This window comes from Cronobacter sakazakii, assembly GCF_000982825.1.
Lineage (GTDB): Bacteria > Pseudomonadota > Gammaproteobacteria > Enterobacterales > Enterobacteriaceae > Cronobacter > Cronobacter sakazakii.
Window position 1 is genome coordinate 4,191,408 of record NZ_CP011047.1, and the last position, 17,768, is coordinate 4,209,175.

General features: G+C 62.1%; 15 protein-coding genes and 1 pseudogene. 9 read left to right on the top strand and 7 right to left on the bottom strand.

Annotation, left to right across the window (positions count from 1 at the left end; all coding sequences use genetic code 11):
- Nucleotides 1-202: 202 nt before the first annotated feature.
- From CSK29544_RS19930 to CSK29544_RS24655, 3 genes are read right to left on the bottom strand one after another with little or no spacing between them, the layout of a single operon-like run.
- Nucleotides 203-1,348, bottom strand: a complete 1,146-nt coding sequence (locus CSK29544_RS19930) for a trans-sulfuration enzyme family protein (protein ID WP_007891967.1) — start codon at nucleotides 1,346-1,348, stop codon at nucleotides 203-205.
- An 11-nt stretch (nucleotides 1,349-1,359) separates the two neighbouring features.
- Nucleotides 1,360-2,730 carry a pyridoxal-phosphate dependent enzyme gene (locus CSK29544_RS19935; protein WP_007891965.1) on the bottom strand — a complete coding sequence of 457 codons (1,371 nt, stop codon included), beginning with the start codon at nucleotides 2,728-2,730 and terminating at the stop codon, nucleotides 1,360-1,362.
- A 58-nt stretch (nucleotides 2,731-2,788) separates the two neighbouring features.
- A complete protein-coding gene (locus CSK29544_RS24655) occupies nucleotides 2,789-2,962 on the bottom strand; it encodes a hypothetical protein (RefSeq protein ID WP_007891963.1) in 174 nt (57 codons plus the stop codon).
- Nucleotides 2,963-3,065: 103 nt separating this feature from the next.
- Between CSK29544_RS24655 and mnmH the strand changes: the two genes are divergently transcribed.
- Entirely contained in the window at nucleotides 3,066-4,199 is a 1,134-nt protein-coding gene (gene mnmH / locus CSK29544_RS19940; RefSeq protein ID WP_029039166.1) for a tRNA 2-selenouridine(34) synthase MnmH, read from the top strand.
- Here the strand turns inward: mnmH and ybbP are convergent.
- Together ybbP and ybbA are read right to left on the bottom strand one after the other, a co-directional pair.
- Nucleotides 4,189-6,602 (bottom strand): annotated as a pseudogene (gene ybbP / locus CSK29544_RS19945) (putative ABC transporter permease subunit YbbP). The gene mnmH and the pseudogene ybbP sit on opposite strands and share 11 nt — an antisense overlap.
- Nucleotides 6,599-7,285 carry a putative ABC transporter ATP-binding protein YbbA gene (gene ybbA / locus CSK29544_RS19950; protein WP_004385475.1) on the bottom strand — a complete coding sequence of 229 codons (687 nt, stop codon included), beginning with the start codon at nucleotides 7,283-7,285 and terminating at the stop codon, nucleotides 6,599-6,601. The pseudogene ybbP and the gene ybbA overlap by 4 nt, the downstream one beginning before the upstream one ends.
- Between ybbA and tesA the strand changes: the two genes are divergently transcribed.
- The 7 genes from tesA to CSK29544_RS19985 all read left to right on the top strand — a co-directional run bounded on the left by tesA (nucleotide 7,256) and on the right by CSK29544_RS19985 (nucleotide 14,000).
- Nucleotides 7,256-7,882 (top strand): multifunctional acyl-CoA thioesterase I/protease I/lysophospholipase L1, encoded by a 627-nt coding sequence (gene tesA, locus CSK29544_RS19955; RefSeq protein ID WP_007891957.1) that lies wholly within the window; start codon nucleotides 7,256-7,258, stop codon nucleotides 7,880-7,882. The two genes, ybbA and tesA, sit on opposite strands and share 30 nt — an antisense overlap.
- A 28-nt stretch (nucleotides 7,883-7,910) precedes the next feature.
- Nucleotides 7,911-8,681 carry an SDR family oxidoreductase gene (locus tag CSK29544_RS19960; RefSeq protein ID WP_007891956.1) on the top strand — a complete coding sequence of 257 codons (771 nt, stop codon included), beginning with the start codon at nucleotides 7,911-7,913 and terminating at the stop codon, nucleotides 8,679-8,681.
- A 58-nt stretch (nucleotides 8,682-8,739) separates the two neighbouring features.
- Entirely contained in the window at nucleotides 8,740-9,594 is an 855-nt protein-coding gene (locus CSK29544_RS19965; protein WP_007891955.1) for a co-chaperone YbbN, read from the top strand.
- 109 nt (nucleotides 9,595-9,703) lie between these two features.
- Nucleotides 9,704-10,621 (top strand): SPFH domain-containing protein, encoded by a 918-nt coding sequence (locus CSK29544_RS19970; protein ID WP_004385479.1) that lies wholly within the window; start codon nucleotides 9,704-9,706, stop codon nucleotides 10,619-10,621.
- Entirely contained in the window at nucleotides 10,618-11,073 is a 456-nt protein-coding gene (locus tag CSK29544_RS19975) for an NfeD family protein (protein WP_004385480.1), read from the top strand. The genes CSK29544_RS19970 and CSK29544_RS19975 overlap by 4 nt, the downstream gene beginning before the upstream one ends.
- Nucleotides 11,074-11,166: 93 nt before the next feature.
- On the top strand, nucleotides 11,167-13,311 hold the full coding sequence (locus CSK29544_RS19980) for a PA5441 family protein (RefSeq protein ID WP_007891953.1): 2,145 nt from the start codon (nucleotides 11,167-11,169) through the stop codon (nucleotides 13,309-13,311).
- Nucleotides 13,281-14,000, top strand: a complete 720-nt coding sequence (locus CSK29544_RS19985) for a DUF3142 domain-containing protein (protein ID WP_007891951.1) — start codon at nucleotides 13,281-13,283, stop codon at nucleotides 13,998-14,000. The genes CSK29544_RS19980 and CSK29544_RS19985 overlap by 31 nt, the downstream gene beginning before the upstream one ends.
- A gap of 2 nt (nucleotides 14,001-14,002) precedes the next feature.
- Here the strand turns inward: CSK29544_RS19985 and cueR are convergent, their stop codons facing one another.
- Both cueR and CSK29544_RS19995 read right to left on the bottom strand, forming a co-directional pair.
- The gene (gene cueR / locus CSK29544_RS19990) at nucleotides 14,003-14,413 is read right to left on the bottom strand and encodes a Cu(I)-responsive transcriptional regulator (protein ID WP_007891948.1); all 411 of its coding nucleotides are present in this window, start codon (nucleotides 14,411-14,413) and stop codon (nucleotides 14,003-14,005) included.
- Between the two features lie 172 nt (nucleotides 14,414-14,585).
- On the bottom strand, nucleotides 14,586-14,813 hold the full coding sequence (locus CSK29544_RS19995; RefSeq protein WP_007891946.1) for a hypothetical protein: 228 nt from the start codon (nucleotides 14,811-14,813) through the stop codon (nucleotides 14,586-14,588).
- A gap of 274 nt (nucleotides 14,814-15,087) precedes the next feature.
- On the opposite strand from CSK29544_RS19995, the gene copA reads away from it, so the two are divergent.
- Nucleotides 15,088-17,595, top strand: coding sequence for a copper-exporting P-type ATPase CopA (copA, locus tag CSK29544_RS20000; protein WP_007891945.1), 2,508 nt, complete (start codon nucleotides 15,088-15,090; stop codon nucleotides 17,593-17,595).
- The last annotated feature ends 173 nt before the right edge of the window (nucleotides 17,596-17,768 follow it).

Genomic DNA, 17,768 nt, shown 5'->3' on the forward strand with positions numbered 1-17,768 from the left:
TATTGGGTGTGGCGGGTGGTTTACTGGTGGGTGCGCTGCGCTTACCCACCCTACCATTCACCTTTTTACGGAGTGTGATGGGTGTTTGAATGGTGGGTGCGCTGCGCTTACCCACCCTACCATTCACCGTCGCTCATGCCCGCCGGGCATAAGGCAGAATTATCGTAGGGCGGGTAAGCGCAGCGCACCCGCCAGTCCAGCATTACGCCTCCAGCGCCTGCTCGAGATCCGCGAGCAAATCCTCCGCGTCTTCAATCCCGACCGACAACCGGATCAACTGCGGCGTAATCCCGTTCGCCAGCCGCTGTTCAAGCGGAATCGAGGCGTGCGTCATACTGAACGGCTGGCTCACCAGGCTCTCCACGCCGCCGAGACTCTCGGCAAGCGTAAAGAGCCGCAGCTTTTTAATCACCTGCGCAGCGCGCTGGTCATCGCCGCGCACCACGATGGAAATCATACCGCCCGCCAGCGCCATCTGACGGCGCGCCAGCGCATACTGCGGGTGGCTTTCCAGCCACGGGAAAAACACTTTTTCCACCTGCGGATGCTGCGCCAGCCGCTGCGCAATCTTTAGCGCACTGGCGCTGTGGCGCTCCATACGCAGCGCCAGTGTGCGAATGCCGCGCAGCGTCAGAAAGCTGCTGAACGGGTCGAGCACGCCGCCGACGGCGTTCTGCAGATAGGCCAGCTGCTGCGCCAGTGCAGGGTTATCGCCCACCACCGCCAGCCCCGCCACCACGTCGGAGTGGCCGTTCAGGTATTTGGTGGCTGAATGCACGACGATATCAAACCCGAGCGTCAGCGGGCGGTGAATGGCGGGCGAGGCGAACGTATTATCCGCGACGCTTATCAGCCCGCGCCTGCGCGCCAGCCCGGCAATCGCTTCGAGATCCGCCAGTTTCAGCAGCGGATTGGTCGGCGTCTCGACCCAGATCATCCGGGTTTCCGGGCGGATCGCCGCCTCCAGCGCCGCGAGATCGTCTGGCTTCACCCAGGAAACGGTCAGCCCGGCGGTGCGCTTACGCACATTTTCCAGCAGCCGGTACGTGCCGCCATAGACATCGTCCACCGCCACGATATGGCTCTCTTTGTCGAGCAGCTCCAGCACCGTGGAAATGGCCGCCAGTCCGGAGGCAAACGCGAATCCCTGGCTGCCCGCTTCAAGCTCCGCGATGGCGCGCTCGAGCGCGTGGCGCGTCGGGTTGCCGCTGCGCGAATATTCATAACCGGTATGCTCGCCGGGCGCGGGCTGCGCGTAGGTGGAGGTGGCGTAAATCGGCGGCATCACCGCGCCATGCTGATCGTGATGCGTGCCGCTGTGCACGCTGAGCGTTGCGAATTTATCCATGATAAAACTCCTTAAGATTCAAGCTGGTTGCGCCAGCGGTTCAGCACATCGGTACGGGTGATAAGCCCGAGAAAGCGCGTCTCGTCGGTAATCACCGCCACCAGACCGCGTTCGAAAACCTCAAACAGTTCCCGCTCGCTGGCGCTTTTATCGAGCGTCACCACTTCGCGGTTCATGGCCGCCGAGACGGGCGTGAGAAAACGCTGACTGTCGCCGCGGATAAACGTCAGCAGATCCCACTCATCGACAATGCCCACCACGCGCCCCTGCGCCAGCACCGGAAGCTGAGAGATATCGTAAAGCCGCATCCGGGCGAGCACCGTCGCGAGCGAATCATCGGGTGCCGCGGTCACGGCCGCGCCTTCATCATGGCGAAACGCGATGTAATCACGCAGATCGCCCACGGTGGGCCGCGTCTGTAGCCCCTGCTGGCGCAGCCAGTCGTCGTTAAACATTTTCGAGAGATATTTATTGCCGCTGTCGCAGGCGAACGTCACCACGCGTTTCGGCGTGGTCTGTGCGCGGCAGTAGCGCAGCGCGGCGGCAAGCAGCGTGCCGGTGGAGGAGCCCGCCAGCACGCCTTCGATTTTCAGCAGATCGCGCGCGGCGGCGAACGCGGCGGCATCGGTCACCCGAAAAGCCTGCCGGACGCCCTCGAGATGCGCGAGCGGCGGAATGAAATCCTCGCCGATGCCCTCCACCAGCCACGATCCCGCCTCGTGATAGCGCCCCGTTTCAACCTGATCGGCCAGGATCGATCCTGCCGGATCGGCGAGCACGAATTCAGTGTGGGGAGAGTGCTCGCGAAACCAGGCCTGAAGCCCGCCGAGCGTGCCGCCGGAGCCAACGCCCACCACGATAGCGTCAATGCGCCCTTCCGCCTGCGCAAAAAGCTCCGGCGCGGTGGTGGTCTGATGCGCCAGCGGGTTGGCGGGGTTATTAAACTGGTCGATATAAAACGCGCCAGGCGTTTCATCGGCGAGGCGCTGCGCGTAATCCTGGTAATAGGCCGGGTGGCCTTTGTTCACGTCCGAGCGGGTGAGCCGCACGTCCACGCCCAGCGCGCGCAGGTGATAAATTTTCTCGCGGCTCATTTTGTCTGGCACCACCAGAATCAGCCGGTAGCCCTTTTGGGCGGCGATAAGCGCAAGGCCAAGGCCGGTATTGCCCGCCGTGGCTTCAATAATGGTGCCGCCGGGCGCAAGCCGCCCCTGGCGTTCAGCCTCGTTAATCATCGAGAGCGCCACGCGGTCTTTAATCGAACCGCCGGGGTTCTGGTTTTCCAGTTTCAGCAGCAGTTCACACGGGCCGGTATCGAGCTTTGCGAGGCGCAGCAGCGGCGTCTGCCCGATAAGAGAGGTTACAGAATCGACTATCGACATGGTCGGTTTATCCAGTCATCAGAGAATGGCCAAATGATAGGACTGCGTTTTTTGGCGGTTAAAGAATCATTCGCGGGTCTTTAGAACCAGATGGAATATTCTCTGCTGTTCTGGCGGTAAAGAAGGAAAGCAGTAAAGTCGTCCAGAAATATCGATGGCTGGATGAGGCATTTTTGCTGCCATTTTCACCGTTTTTTCTTATACAGACGCCCGCTTTTGCCAGTTTGCGCATTTGGATTGCCGGAATTTATCGAAGCCGCCCGGGATGTTTTCCGTATACCCCGGCAAGAGTGAGCGGCGTACAATGGCGGCGTTTTAAAAAAGATGAGAACAACATGCAAAAGGATGCACAACGGCGGCCAGACAGCGACGATGCGCTGGCGCTTATTACACGCGGCGTCACGCTGATTGACGTTCGCGCGCCGGTGGAATTTGCGCAGGGCGCGATGCTAGGTGCGATTAATCTGCCGCTGATGAATAACGACGAGCGCGCGGCGGTCGGCACCTGTTACAAGCAGCACGGCCAGCAGGCCGCACTGGCGCTCGGCCACCGGCTGGTGTGCGGCGAGGTGCGCGAAGCCCGGCTTAACGCGTGGCGTCTCGCCTGCGAGCGTCATCCCGAGGGCTTTCTCTGCTGCGCACGTGGCGGAATGCGCAGCCATATCGTTCAGCAGTGGCTGCGTGAGCGCGGCATCGACTATCCGCTGGTGGAAGGCGGTTACAAACGGCTGCGCCAGGCGGCGATGGACGCTACGGATCGCTTAAGCCGTCTGCCGATGGTGCTTATCGGCGGGTGTACCGGCAGCGGCAAAACGCAGCTGGTGAAAGCGCTGCCGACCGGCATTGACCTGGAAGGGCTGGCGCATCACCGCGGCTCGTCCTTTGGCCGGACGCTGACGCCGCAACGGGCGCAGGCCAGTTTTGAAAACCATCTCGCCGCCGCGATGCTTAACCATCACGCCCGCTGGATGACCCTCAGCAACCCGTTCTGGGTGCTGGAAGATGAAGGCAAAATTATAGGCGCCAACCATCTGCCCGCCGTACTGCGCGAACAGATGCTACAGGCGCCTGTTGCGGTGGTCGAAGAGCCGCTGGAACGCCGTCTGGAGCGGCTGCGTGAGGAGTATTTTGTGCAGATGCAGGCCGCGTTTCAGGCAGCGCTCGGCGATGAAGCCGAAGGCTGGCGCGCTTATGGCGACTACCTGCACCACGGGCTTTACGCCATCCGCCGCCGTCTGGGGCTTGCGCGCTACGCCGAGCTGGCGGCGCTTCAGGAGGCCGCGCTCGCCCGCCAGCAGCGCACCGGTGAAACCCATGCGCATTTCGCCTGGCTTGCGCCGCTGCTGGAGGGCTATTACGACCCGATGTATCGCTATCAGTTAGAGAAAAAAGCGCAGCACATCGCGTTTCGCGGCGACTACCAGCAGGTGGACGCCTGGCTGCGCCACCGCTACTGCGCTAGCCGTTAAACTGGCGAAACAGCGCTTTGCCTTTTAAAAGCCGCACGCCGAGCCAGCCGCCGCACAGCGACAATAACAACCCGCCGCAGAGCGGCAGCATCACCCACAGCCGCCAGTCCGGCTCCCACGGGAAGTCAAACACGCGGGTTTGCAGCACGCCGAGCGCCACTTCCGCCCCGATGGCGGCCACCAGCCCCGCCACCAGGCCAAGCAGCGCGAACTCGCTCCAGAGCGTGGCGCGCAGCAGTTTTTTCTCGGCACCCAGCGTGCGGTAAACCACCAGCTCCTGGCGGCGCTGATGCATGCCCACCTGCACCTGCGCCAGCAGCAGCAACACGCCGCAGACGGTCACCAGCACCACCATCACCTCCAGCGCGCGGCTCACCTGCTCCAGCACCTGGCCTATCTGTCTGAGGATCGCCCCGATATCCAGCACGCTCACCGTCGGAAACTCCCGGTTAAGCTGCGTCAGCATGGCGTCGGCCTTGTCAGCGCGAAAACTGGTCAGGTAGCTTTGCGGCTGCCCGTCCAGCGCGCCCGGCGGGAAGATAAAGAAAAAGTTAGGCCGCAGGCTCTCCCAGTCCACTTTGCGCAGGCTGGTCACTTTCGCGGTAAACGCCTGGGTGTCGCCAGTGAAGGTCACGCTGTCGCCAGGCGCGATATTCAGGCGTTTCGCCAGCCCCTCTTCCATCGAGACTTCGCCCGCGCGCGGCGGCCAGCGTCCTGCGGTGAGCGGATTATGCTCCGGGCGCTCCGCCTGCCAGGTGAGATTGAGCTCGCGATTGAGCGCCTCATCCTCATTACCCACGGTGGCCTTGCCGTTAATCTGCGTCAGCCGCGCGCGAACGATGGGGTAAAACGCCTGCGGGATAATCTGATGCTCCGCCAGAAACGCTTTCACCGCGTCGCGCTCCTCCGGTGCGATGTTAATCAGAAAATAGTTCGGGCTTTCCGGCGGCAACTGCTGCTGCCAGCGGTCGAGCAGATCGCCTCTTAACACCAGCAACAGCGCCAGCAGCATGAAAGAGAGCGAAAATGTCGCGAGCTGGCTCAGGGTTTGCCACGGCTGGCGCAACAGGCGGTTGACCGCCAGACGCAGCGCCAGCGAGCGCAACCGCAGGCGGCGCATCGCCACAGCAGCGCCCAGCCCGCGAACCCGCACAGCGCCGCCAGCACGACGGCACCCGCGAGAACGGCCCAGAGCAGCATCCGGCCGCCCATTAATCCGGCAAGCAGCGCCACCACAATCAGCGCCATTACCGGCAAATAGATTTTCAGCGGCCAGAGATTCGCCACCGCGTCGCGGCGCAGCACACGCAGCGGCTGTGTCGCAAGCAGCAGCCGGTAAGGCCGCAGCCCTACCAGCAGCGAAATTACGACCATCGCGCCCACGGCCCACAGCCACGGCCAGAAACTCGCTTCCGGCAGCGCGGCGGGCAGCACCGGTGCGAGCAACCGCATCAGGATCGCCTCAAAAAGCAGGCCTGCCGCCCCGCCGGTGACAGTCGCCAGCAGCAGCACCATCAGCCACTGGCCGATGATAAGCTTGCGCAGCGCCGCGCGCCCGGCACCGAGCGTTTTCAGAATAGCCACCAGATCATAGCGGCTGCGGCAGTAGTGGTTCATCGCCACCGCCACCGCGGCCACCGCCAGCAGCAGGGTCAGGAGCGCCGAGAGCAACAGGAACTGTTGCGAGCGCTGGAGCGATTTGCCGAGCGCGCTGTCGTCCTGCTCAAGGCCGGTCCAGCGGTGTTCCGGCTGAAGCAGCGGCAGCAACCAGCGTTCATACTGCGCGAGCGCCTCAGGCGCGCCGGCGAATTTATAGCGCCAGGTGAGACGGCTGCCGGGCTGCACCGCGCCGGTCTGTTCGACATCCGCCAGGTTCATCAGCAGTCGCGGGGCCATCTGGAACGGGTTAAAGCCGCTGTCCGGCTCCTGGATCACCTCGCCCGCCACCTTCAGCGTCGCGTCGCCCACATCCACCGGATCGCCGGGTTTCACGCCAAGCAGCGCCATCAAACGCGGTGCGATCAGCACCGTGCCCGGCGCGGGCAGTAGCCCCTGCGGGCGCGTTTGCAGCGTGCCGTAGAGCGGGTAGCGCGTATCCACCGCCTTAACGCTCGCCAGCTGCGGGCGGTCGGCGGCAAACGTCATGGTGGAAAAACTGAGCTGCCGGGAGAGCGTCAGGCCGTCTTCCCCGGCTTTGTCGAGCCATGCCTGCGGCACCGCGCGGGAACTGCGCAATGTCCGGTCGCCCGCCATAAATTCACGGGTCTGCTGGCTTAAGCCTTTCTCCATGCGGTCGCTGATGTTGCCGAGCGCCAGCACGCAGGCGACCGCCAGGCTCAGCGCCAGCCAGACGATTAATAGCGACGGCGAGCGCCATTCGCGCCAGAACCAGCGGGCCGTCATGCTTCCTCCCACAGCTTGCCGTCGCGCAGCCGCAGCGTGCGATCGCAGCGGGCCGCCAGTTCAGGATCGTGCGTCACGAGAATCAGCGTGGTGCCGCTGTCGCGGTTTAAGGAGAAGAGCAGATCGGCGATGCGATCGCCCGTCTGGCGATCCAGATTGCCGGTGGGCTCATCGGCAAAGAGCACCGCCGGGCGACCGTTAAACGCGCGCGCCAGCGCCACGCGCTGCTGTTCGCCGCCGGAGAGCTGCGCGGGCAGGTGATCGAGGCGTTTGCCAAGCCCGAGCTGTTCCAGCAACGCCTGCGCCTGCTGGCGGCTGGCCTTACTGGTTTCGCCGCGCAGCATCGCGGGCAGTTCGACATTCTCCAGCGCGTTGAGTGTCGGGATCAACATGAACGACTGAAACACAAAGCCGACGTCCCGCGCGCGCAGCCGCGCCCGCGCTTCTTCGTCCATCTGATGCAGCGGCTCGCCAAGAAGGCGCACCTCGCCGCTGGTGCCGTCGTCCAGCCCCGCGAGTATGGCCAGCAACGTAGACTTGCCGGAGCCGGACTCGCCCACCAGCGCAATGCTCTGGCCCGGTTTGACAACCAGTTCAACTCCGGTAAGGATGGACAGGGCGTGTTCCCCCTGACCGACGGATTTATTAAGATGATGAACTTCAAGAATGTTTTCCGCTGGCATTTCCCTTTCCTGTTACTGGCGTTATTAAGCTTTCGCGCCGCCGCGGCGGACACGTTGCTGGTGCTGGGCGACAGCCTGAGCGCCGGCTATCGTATGGCGGCGGACGCCGCCTGGCCCGCGCTGCTGAACGATAAATGGCAGCAGCGCGACGTGCGCGTGGTCAACGCGAGCATCAGCGGCGACACCGCTCAGCAGGGGCTTTCGCGCCTGCCTGCGCTGCTTAAACAGCATCAGCCGCGCTGGGTGCTGATTGAGCTTGGCGGCAACGACGGCCTGCGCGGTTTTCCGCCGGATACGCTTTCCGCCACGCTCAGGAAAATCATAGAACAGGTTAAAACCGCGGGCGCGGAGCCGCTGCTGATGCAGATCCGCCTGCCAGCGAACTACGGACGCCGCTACAATCAGGCGTTTGAAGCGATCTACCCGGAACTGGCGCAATCTTTTTCCATCCCCCTGCTGCCCTTTTTTATGGAAGAGGTTTACCTCAAACCGCAGTGGATGCAGGACGATGGCATTCATCCCAATCGCGACGCCCAGCCGTTTATCGCCGACTGGATGGCGCAGCGACTGGCCCCTTTAGTTAAACACGACTCATAACCCTGCGGGGCGCTGAGCGGGTAAAGTTATGCAAAAATCACTCTTAATTACAGGATGTTCCAGCGGTATTGGTCTTGCCTGCGCGCACGAGCTGCGCCGCCAGGGCTTTCAAATCCTTGCGGCCTGCCGCAAGCCGGGCGATGTGGCGCGCATGAATACGCTGGGTTTTACCGGCATTGAACTCGATCTCGATTCGCCGCAGAGCGTGGAGGCCGCCGCGCAGGAGGTGATTCGCCTGACGAATAACCGGCTGTACGGGATTTTCAATAACGGCGGCTATGGCGTGTACGGGCCGCTCTCGACCATCAGCCGCGCGCAGATGGAACAACAGTTCTCGACGAACTTTTTCGGCGCGCATCAGCTCACCATGCTGCTGCTGCCCGCGATGCTGCCGCACGGCGAAGGGCGCATCGTCAACACCAGCTCGGTCATGGGGTTAATTTCAACGCCCGGACGCGGCGCCTACGCCGCCAGCAAATACGCGCTGGAGGCGTGGTCTGACGCGCTGCGCATGGAGCTGCGCTATAGCGGCGTGAAGGTGAGCCTGATTGAGCCCGGCCCTATTCGCACGCGCTTTACGGAAAACGTCAACCAGACGCAGACGGATAAACCGGTCGAAAACCCCGGCATCGCCGCGCGTTTTACACTCGGCCCGGAGGCGGTCGTCGCCAAAGTGCGCCATGCTTTTGAGAGCCCGAATCCGCGTATTCGCTATCCGGTCACGCTGGTGACGCATGCGGTAGGCATACTCAAACGGCTACTGCCGACGCGAATCATGGACAAAATTTTACACGAGTAAGTTGAAGGCGAGCGCCCTGCCCCCATGTAAAAAAGAAATCGACAACAGAGAGTGACTCATGTCCGAACAGAATATTATCAACCTCAGCGAAGCGAACCTGCACCAGATCCTGGAGCAATCCATGACGGTGCCGGTGCTCTTCTATTTCTGGTCCGATCGCAGCCAGCACTGCCAGCAGCTGACGCCGGTGCTGGAAAAACTGGCGAACCAGTATCAGGGCCAGTTTATTCTCGCGAAAGTGGACTGCGACAACGAACAAGCCATCGCCGCGCAGTTTGGCCTGCGCGCCATCCCGACGGTCTATCTGTTCAGCCAGGGGCAGCCGGTGGACGGCTTCCAGGGCCCGCAGCCGGAAGAAGCGATCCGTGCGCTGCTGGACAAAGTGCTGCCGCGTGAAGAAGAGCTGAAAGCGCAGGAAGCGATGGCGCTGATGCAGGAAGGCAAACATCTTGAAGCGCTGCCGCTGCTGAAAGAGGCCTGGCAGATGTCGAACCAGGCGAGCGAAATCGGCCTGCTGCTGGCGCAGGCACAAATAGCGCTTAACCGCTCCGAAGACGCCGAAGCGGTGCTGAAAACCATTCCGTTGCAGGATCAGGATACCCGTTATCAGAGCCTGGTGGCGCAGATAGACCTGCTGAAACAGGCGGCGGACACGCCGGAAATCCAGCAGTTGCAACAGCAGGTGGAGCAACACCCGGATGACGCGCAACTCGCCAGCCAGCTTGCGCTGCAACTGCATCAGGTCGGCCGTAACGAAGAGGCGTTGGAGTTACTTTTCGTCTACCTGAAGAAAGATCTTAACGCCGCCGACGGCCAGGCGCGTAAAATGCTCCAGGAAATCCTGGCCGCGCTGGGCACCGGTGACGCGCTGGCGTCGAAATATCGCCGTCAGCTCTACTCCCTGCTCTACTGATCCCCACCGGCAAGGATGCCATGACGTTCCCCTGCCAGATTCGGGCGCTGCGCCCGGCGCTGGCAGGCGGTAAAATAGTCGCTATTGCACACAACAGGAGGTTGGTTCGATGCTGTTTATTATCCCCGTACTTATTTTCGTCGCGCTGGTTATCGTTATGGCTGGCGTCAAAATCGTGCCGCAGGGTTTCCAGTGGACGGTGGAACGCTTTGGCCGCTATACCAAAACTCTTCAGCCTGGCCTGAATCTCGTGGTGCCGTTTATGGATCGCGTGGGCCGCAAAATCAACATGATGGAGCAGGTGCTCGATATCCCGTCGCAGGAAGTTATCTCTAAAGATAACGCCAACGTCACTATCGACGCCGTCTGTTTTATTCAGGTGATCGACGCGCCGCGCGCGGCGTATGAGGTGAGCAACCTGGAGCTTGCCATCATCAACCTGACGATGACCAATATCCGTACCGTGCTGGGCTCGATGGAACTGGACGAAATGCTGTCGCAGCGTGACAGCATCAATACCCGCCTGCTGCACATTGTCGATGAAGCCACCAACCCGTGGGGCATCAAAGTCACGCGTATCGAAATCCGCGACGTGCGCCCGCCCGCCGAGCTTATCGCCTCGATGAACGCCCAGATGAAAGCCGAACGTACCAAACGCGCCTATATTCTGGAGGCCGAAGGCGTGCGCCAGGCAGAGATCCTCAAAGCCGAAGGCGAAAAACAGTCGCAGATCCTCAAAGCGGAAGGCGATCGCCAGTCGGCGTTCTTGCAGGCGGAAGCCCGTGAGCGTTCGGCCGAGGCGGAAGCGCGCGCCACGAAAATGGTTTCCGAAGCTATCGCCGCGGGCGATATTCAGGCGGTGAATTACTTTGTGGCGCAGAAATATACCGACGCGCTGCAGCAGATTGGCTCTTCCAGCAACAGCAAAGTGGTGATGATGCCGCTGGAGGCCTCAAGCCTGATGGGTTCGATAGCCGGGATCGCCGAACTCATGAAAGAGAGCGGCAACGAGCGTAAACGCCCATGATGACCCTTATCCTCTCTCACCCTCACGTCTTCTGGCTCTGCCTAGGCGGACTGCTGCTGGCGGCGGAAATGCTCGGCGGCAACGGCTTTCTGCTCTGGAGCGGCGTGGCGGCGGTAGCGACCGGGCTGCTGACCTGGCTTCTGCCGCTGGGCTGGGAGTGGCAGGGCGTGAGTTTCGCGCTGTTCATGCTTATCGCCGTCTGGCTCTGGTGGCGCTGGCTGTCGCGTCGCGCACAGCCGCGGCCTGACAATGCGCTGAACCAGCGCGGCCAGCAGCTGATCGGACAGCGCTTTACGCTGACGCAGGCGCTGGAGAATGGCCGCGGGCAAATCACCGTTGGTGATAGCGTCTGGCCGGTCGTGGCGAGCAGCGATTTACCGGCAGGTACCGTCGTGGAAGTGGTCGCGCTCGACGGCATTCGCCTGCGCGTGCAGGCGAGCCGGACGCAATAGCCGATTCTCGCAAGACAGCACTGTTCAATAAAAGCCTGTTCGGGCATGATCCGGACAGGCTTTTTTACAAAATATTCACAAGGAAACGACGTTATGACGCTACGACTAACAGGGATCGCCCTCGCGCTGCTGACGCTGCCCACGCTCTGCGCGCAGGCCTCTTCTGATATTGAAGACTGCACGTGGGGCACGCCGGGCTGCGTTCTGCAAGGCGAGCCCTGGCTTAATGTGAATAACGACACCCGCGATAACCTGATTCGCATGATAAGCGAGCAGAAACATTTCGCGCTGCCGGTCTGGCCGCTGCCCGCCGACACGCGCACCACCCGCGATTATCACTTCGGCTATCACGAAGAAGACGTCACGGAAACTGCCACGCCCGGCACCGCGGCAGGCGATGCGCCGGACCCGCTGGCGACGCTGCTGACCAGCATGCATCTCGACCCGGCCGCCGCGACGCTGAGCGACGCCGACCGTGAAAACCGTTTTGTCTCCAATAATTCGCAGAGCGTCATCGCGTTTCTGACCGCGCTGAATAATGAGAAATCGCTGACCGACGCGCAGCGTCAACACCTGGCGCAGGCGCGTCTGAGTATTTATCAGGCGCCTGACAGCACGCCCGACAGCCTCAACGCGCCGCAGGGTTCTGCTGCCGCTGCGTTCGATGAATATCTTGGCGCGGCGAGCGCGTTTTATCAGGGCGACTACCCCGCCGCGACGGAACGCTTTAGCGCGCTTAAAACCAGCAGCCAGCCGTGGGTGGCGCAGACCGCCGCCTATATGCTGATGCGCGTGGCGCTTAACCAGAGCAGCGCCGCGGCGGTGGACGATGATTACGGCCTGTTTGATACCACTAAAATTGACAAAACCGCCGCGCGCCAGGCGCTCGCTTATTCTGAGGCGTACCTGAAAGCCTGGCCGGAGGGCGACTACGCTGACTCCGCACGCGGTATGCAGCGACGCATCTACTGGTATCTCCAGGACTGGGACGCGCTGGCTCCGCGCTACGAACAGGCGCTGAAAGCGGCGCCGGACGCCGACGCCCTGCGCGCGCTGCTTTTAGAGAACGACACCAAACTGCAAAGCAAAGACGCCAGCGGCGACACCTTTTTTATCAGCAGCCCGGACGCGCCGCTGCTCACCTTTACCCAGACGCTGCGCTGGCTGCGCGAAAATGAACGTAAAGCCGACAAAAACCCGCACGTGACGCGCCAGATGCTCGACGATTACAAACCCATCTATGAAAAAGCGGGGCTGATGCCGCTGTGGAACTACCTGCAAAACGCCTGGCTCTTCTGGCAGCAGCAGGATTACGCGGCCGTCGTGGCGGCGATTAAGCCTGCCGACAGCGTGCCGCAGAACGATATTCTCGCCTTCAGCGAGCAGGTGCTGTACGGCGACGCGCTGGGCGCGCAAAAGCAGTGGGCCGCCGCGCGCGACCACTGGCAGCGCCTGCTGAAATCCGCCAAACCGGGCGCTGAACAGCAGTTGTTGCAGATGAAACTGGCGGCCGCGCTGGTTGAGAACAACGAAACGGCGGCGATTTTCGCGCCGCAGAGCCTGGTGACGGGCCTGCGCTACCGCTCGCTGGTGCTGAAAACCAGAGCGCCGCTGGATCTTCTTAAAGATCAGGCGCTGCACGGCATGAACAACGAAGAGCGCACCATTGCGCTGCACACGCTGCTTACACGCCATCTGACCGAAGGCCGTTATCAGGATTATCTCCAGGATAAAGCGCTGGCCGGCGATCTCAAACCGCTGGATGAGAAGACATACGGTGATGTCAGCCTGACCATTTTCAACTGGAAAGGCGACGACGTGGCGAAAGGCTACGCCTGCAGGCCGCTTGATGAGACCGCGAAAACGCTGGCGGCTCACCCGGACGACAGCCACGCGCTGAACTGCCTCGGCGAGTTTTTCCGCCTGACCGGCGCGCAGGTCAACCCGTGGGGCGACAGCGGCAGCAACAGTACGCTCGATACCGTGACCCGCACCGAACACCCGGTCGGGCTGCCGAATCGTCAGCACTATTACCAGCAGGTGATCGCCAACCCGAAAGCCGAGCCGGAAGATAAAAGCTATGCGCTGTACCGCGCCGTGATGTGCTATGCGCCGTCAGGGTATAACGACTGCGGCGGCGAGGATGTCGATAAAGCGACGCGCAAAGCCTGGTTCGGGCAGCTTAAGAAAAACTGGCCGGGAAGCCCATGGGCGCAGCAGCTCAAATATTACTGGTAAGCCTGCTGCTGGCGACAACGAGCGCGTGGGCGCAGGCGACGCGGGCGAATGACGCCGACTACCGGGCCTTCTGGCTCTGGTCGGGCGTCAGGCCGTCTGCGGCGCTGCGTGAGGCTGAGGTTATCTATCTGCATCAGGGCGATGTGGTGACGCGCCAGGGCAAGCCCGCGTTTGTGCGCCTCGGCCAGCCGGTCGCCCGCCTGCGCGCGCCTGCCCTCTGGCTTACCGTGCGGCTTGAGCGGCTCGATCTCAGCGATGAGATGCTCGACACGCTGGCCCGCCTGCCCGTGCGCTGGGCGCAGGCGGGAAATCCGGTGACCGGGTTACAGATTGATTTTGACGCAGCGACCCGGCGTATCGGGGATTATGGCCAGTTTTTAACGCGGCTGCGGGCGCGGCTGGATGGCCGTTTCGCGCTCGGCGTGACAGGGCTGCTCGACTGGGCGCAGACCGGCAGCGTCGCGCAGCTTAACGCCCTGCCGGTGGATGAACTGGTGGTGCAGACTTATCAGGGGCGACACACGGTGCCGGGCTACGCGCGCTATTTGCCCGCCCTGCTCGGCCTGCGCATTCCGTTTAAAATTGGCATCGCGCAGAATGGCGAGTGGGATAAGGCGCAGGAGAAAACCCTTGCGGCATCGCCCTGGTATCGCGGCGTGGTGATTTTCGTGATGAACGGCGAGCGCTGATCTTACGCGTCAGCGCGTCGGTGGCAGCAGCCGGAAAGGTTATCGATAATCGGGCAGTCGGCGCTGTCATCCCCAGGACACGCGGCGGCGAGATCCAGCAACTGCTGGCGCATCGCCCGCAGGCTTTCGATATGGCTTTCGATTTCCGCCACCTTTTGCAGCGTGCGCGCTTTCACGTCCGCGCTGTGGCGCGCCGGATCGTTAAACAGATGCACCAGTTCGCGACACTCTTCCAGGTTAAACCCCACCAGCCGCGCCTGGCGCAGCAGCGTCAGTTCATCGATATGCCGCTGCGAATAGGTGCGGTAGCCGTTATCGCCGCGCCGCGGCGGCGTCACCAGCCCTTTCTCTTCGTAAAAACGAATCGCTTTGCTGGTCAGCCCGGTTTTTTTCGCCACATCGCTGATATTCACGTTTCCCCCTTCAGGCGTTTGAATGACGCCGTGCCGTAAAGCCCGGTGTTACTCCACCAGATTACGCATACATTGCCATGAATGCGATTTCCCGCGGTAATCCCGGCATTTCGCTAAGGGATTATAACGCACGGCGTCCCGTAAAGGCTGGCAGAAAGTATCACAGGCCGGGTTAATGCTTCGGAATCACTTTTGTGCCGAGAAACCAGCCAGCGAAGGCACCGATCGCAGCCAGTAACGGCGTTCCTACCAGGAAAATGACAAAGTTTTGCGACATTTGATCTTCACCTTGTATCGGCCCCACCACTACGCGACACACCACCGGCAAGATCAGCAGCATCAGCGCTGCGCCGCATACCGCCCCGACCGCAGCAAAAAGCGATAATTTCAGAAATTTCATAACATTTTCCAGAACCCGGTGTCGCTCGTGTACAAGAATTTATCAGCGAACCACGTTAACAGAAACGCCCTGCGCTTTCGCTCTCTTCTGCGGTGCGAACCGGACACATTGCCCACCTTTCTGGCGCTATCTGGACACTTTTTTACACGCGGCTTTCCATCCGTGATTTAAAACCTTGACCTTCCCCTTGATGGAAGGTTTACGCTTAAACACAGTCGAAAGCATTTCGTTTTCTGGTCAACCCGAGGCTGACCGCTTACCGAGGAGACAACGTATGTCAAACACCATAGAACTGGCCCTGGACGGGCTTTCCTGCGGACACTGCGTAAAACGGGTGAAAGAGAGCCTGGAGCAGCGCCCGGACGTTGAACGCGCGGATGTCACGATTGAACATGCCAGCGTCACCACCACTGCGCCTGCGGACGCCCTGATTGAGACGGTGAAACAGGCCGGTTACGAGGCGACGCTCGCACACCCAAAGGCTAACCCGCTGACAGAGTCATCAACCCCGTCGGAAGCACTGACAGCGGCGCAACCTGAGCTTCCGGCAGCGGATAACGCCGACGATGACGACAGCCGACAGCTGCTTATCAACGGCATGAGCTGCGCCAGTTGCGTGAGCCGCGTTCAGAACGCCCTGCAAGGGGTGGCGGGCGTCACGCAGGCACGGGTGAATCTGGCGGAGCGCACGGCGCTGGTGATGGGCCATGCCTCCGCCGCTGATTTAATCGCGGCGGTTGAAAAAGCGGGCTACGGCGCAGAGGCTATTGATGACGACGCCGAACGCCGGGAACGCCAGCAGCAGACCGCGCAGGCGGCTATGAAACGCTTTCGCTGGCAGGCGGCGCTGGCGCTTGCCGTCGGCATTCCGGTGATGATCTGGGGCATGTTCGGCGACAACATGATGGTCACCGACGCCAACCGTTCGCTCTGGCTGGTCATTGGCCTTATCACGCTCGGCGTGATGGTTTTCGCGGGCGGTCATTTTTATACCAGCGCCTGGAAAAGCCTGCGCAACCGCAGCGCGACGATGGATACGCTGGTGGCGCTCGGCACCGGCGCGGCCTGGCTCTACTCCATGAGCGTCAACCTCTGGCCGCAGCATTTTCCGATGGAAGCGCGCCATCTCTATTACGAAGCCAGCGCCATGATTATTGGTCTGATTAATCTTGGTCATATGCTGGAGGCGCGCGCCCGCCAGCGTTCATCGAAGGCGCTGGAGCGTCTGCTGGATCTGACACCGCCGGTTGCGCGCGTCGTCACGTCGGAAGGCGAAAAAAGCGTGCCGCTGGCGGAAGTGACGCCGGGCATGACGCTGCGCCTTACTACCGGCGATCGCGTCCCTGTGGATGGCGACATTACCGACGGCGAAGGCTGGTTTGACGAAGCGATGCTGACAGGCGAACCGGTGCCGCAGCAAAAAGCGGCGGGTGATGCCATTCACGCGGGCACCGTCGTGCAGGATGGCAGCGTGCTGTTTCGCGCCGCTGCGGTGGGCAACCACACCACGCTGTCGCGCATTATTCGCATGGTGCGCCAGGCGCAGAGCAGCAAGCCGGAAATCGGCAAGCTGGCCGACCGCATCTCCGCGGTTTTTGTTCCGGTCGTGGTGCTGATTGCGCTGTTCAGCGGCGCAGTCTGGTATTTCGCAGGCCCGGCCCCGCAGATCGTCTATACGCTGGTGATTGTCACCACGGTGCTGATTATCGCCTGCCCCTGCGCGCTGGGCCTTGCCACGCCGATGTCGATTATCTCTGGCGTCGGGCGCGCGGCGGAGTTTGGCGTGCTGGTGCGTGACGCCGACGCGCTGCAACGCGCAAGCGACGTCGACACGCTGGTGTTCGACAAAACGGGCACGTTAACCGAAGGCAAACCGCAGGTGGCGGCCATCGCGACCACAGGCGGCATCACCGAAGCGGACGCGCTGCGCCTCGCCGCCGCGCTGGAGCAAGGCTCCAGCCACCCGCTCGCACGCGCTATTATCGAACGCGCCGGCGGCGCAGAACTTCCCGCCGTCAGCGGTTTTCGCACGCTGCGCGGGCTGGGCGTTAGCGGTGAGGCAGCGGGGAAAACGCTGCTGCTCGGCAATCAGGCGTTGCTGGAGGAAAACGGTATCGCGACCGACGCGCTGCGCGATGAGGCGCAGCGTCAGGCAAGCCTCGGCGCCACACCGGTACTGCTGGCGGTGAACGGTTCGCTGGCGGCCCTCTTCGCCATTCGCGACCCGCTGCGTGAGGACAGCGCCGATGCCCTGGCGCGTCTGCACCGCGAAGGCTACCGGCTGGTGATGCTGACCGGCGACAACGCCGTCACCGCAAACGCCATCGCCCGCGAGGCGGGCATTGATGAAGTGATTGCAGGCGTCCTGCCGGATGGCAAAGCGCAGGCGATTCAGAAGCTTCAGCAGGCGGGTCGCAAAGTCGCGATGATTGGCGACGGCATCAACGACGCCCCGGCGCTGGCCCAGGCGGAAGTGGGGATCGCGATGGGCGGCGGCAGCGATGTGGCGATTGAAACCGCCGCGATTACCCTGATGCGCCACAGCCTGACCGGGGTCGCCGACGCGATGGCGATTTCCAAAGCGACGCTTGGCAATATGAAACAGAACCTGCTCGGTGCCTTTATCTATAACGCGCTCGGCATTCCCGTGGCGGCAGGCGTGCTGTGGCCGCTGACCGGCACCCTGCTGAACCCGGTGGTCGCCGGCGCGGCGATGGCGCTCTCATCGATTACCGTCGTCAGTAACGCCAACCGGCTGCTGCGATTTAACCCGAAAAAATAAGCGCAAGCCCGCTCCGGCGGGCTTTTTTATGGCCGCAACACAGTGATGCAGATTCGGAAAACCAGCCAGGTTGCCCGCTACGCCGTTTCCCCTGCGCCAGCCATAGTATTTATTACACCGCACCTGAGCCCGGCATTATCGTGCTCGCCGTGTTGCACCACAGCCGCCTGCCT